Origin of the sequence: Phocaeicola faecium (assembly GCF_014837055.1) — a bacterium.
GTDB lineage: Bacteria > Bacteroidota > Bacteroidia > Bacteroidales > Bacteroidaceae > Phocaeicola > Phocaeicola gallinarum.
Genome location: NZ_JACSPQ010000015.1, coordinates 1 through 1,418, shown reverse-complemented (window position 1 = coordinate 1,418; position 1,418 = coordinate 1). Strand labels below are relative to the sequence as shown.

Below are 1,418 nucleotides of genomic sequence, written 5' to 3'. Positions count from 1 at the left end.
TCAGCTGTTGCCAGCCCAGTTGGGTGTACCAGGTGAACGTGGTGGAATCCGGGGAGGACGAATAGCCCAACCGGTTGAGTTCGTTGTTGACGGCGAGTGCGTCCTGCCCCACATCGCCCGGTCGGATGTCACGGTACAGCGGGATGGCGGTGTTCAACGCCACCACCGCCCGGCCGTTGACCTGGTAGGCGGCACGACCCGACGTCAGTCCGGAACCGGACCAGTCGGCGGTCACCGTGCCGGTGGCGTTGCCGAGCAGCTGGCGTGAGGCCGAGACGGTCGGTACGACGGTGACCTGCTGCGAGCCGGTGTATTCCTGCGTGTTGACCGGGGCGCTGGTCACCTGCCTGGCCGGTGACAGCAGCTCCGGCGGCCGGTCCGGCAGGAACAGCGCACACGCCCCCACGGCGAGCGCCGCCACCGTCACCACGGCCAGCAGCAGCCAGGTGATCGATACTCGACGGCGCTCATGCCTATCGCGGTGCCGCGTCCCGTCACGACCTGATGATTTTGCCGTCTTCGTCATGTCCGATACCTCCCCACATCGTGCATGCCCCGTATCGTTAATCCCGTCCGTCAACGCAGACGGGCGGTACCCCTATCATAACCGCGTGCCGGTATCGAATCTCGCCTACCACAGTTGTTCCACAGGATCGTCAACGTAACTGGCGAACAAGCCGTTGGCCACCTCGCAGCCGCGGATCTCCATATCCTGCCGATCGATCGTATACTCGCCTTCAGCCCGTTCCTGCGCGTACTGCCGCGCGGTATAGGTCAGGGGAACCAGATTGTTGCGCCGGAAGCAGTCCACAATCGCCTCGTTCTTGTCGGAGAACAACGTCGGGTTGCCGATCTGCATCTGATAGACCTGCGCGACGGCACCCACATCGGCCATGCACGTCTGCATATCCTGATCATGCTTGGCCATCTGAAGAGTGGTGCCTTCCTGATATGGGGCTTCATGGTATAGACCGTTAGGGTATTTGATTAGGATGATCTCCTTGTACCCTTTGTCCAGCATGCACTGCTTATATCGAGACCACGTCTGCTCGTAATCCGTCACCGACACACCGCCATTGGCCTTCGCACGCTCCAGAATCTCCCGCTCATAGTCGGTCGTCCACTCGGTATCCGCAATCAGAGCATCAATATACTCATCCAACGAACCCGCCAAACGACTCCCCTCACCAGGCACCGCGGATATATCGTTACTATCTTCTGTGTCCCCGGCGTCATCCTTTTCGGGAGCAGACGTGGAACCGTCCATCTGTGAGTGGTTACTTAAATCCATTTTCTCCGCAGCATTCATCTCCGAACCAGCGCAACCGGTACCGCTGAGCAACAATGTGCAGATGAAGACTGCCGACACCAGCCTCCACCTGTTCTTTGTCTTCATGACGATCTCCTTCGATCAATAT

The 1,418-nt window shown here is 59.5% G+C and carries 2 protein-coding genes; both read right to left on the bottom strand.

Going from position 1 to position 1,418, the window contains the following annotated elements; all coding sequences use genetic code 11:
- A partial coding sequence (locus H9626_RS15585; protein WP_225230979.1) for a hypothetical protein occupies nucleotides 1-526 on the bottom strand: 526 nt, incomplete at its 3' end.
- Nucleotides 527-631: 105 nt separating this feature from the next.
- Complete coding sequence (locus H9626_RS15580; RefSeq protein ID WP_225230978.1) at nucleotides 632-1,291, bottom strand: hypothetical protein; 660 nt, start codon at nucleotides 1,289-1,291, stop codon at nucleotides 632-634.
- Between the last annotated feature and the right edge of the window lie 127 nt (nucleotides 1,292-1,418).

Excerpts from the sequence above, each read along its gene's own strand:
- H9626_RS15580 (WP_225230978.1), bottom strand. The coding sequence starts at position 1,291 with ATGGATTTAAGTAACCACTCACAGATGGACGGTTCCACGTCTGCTCCC.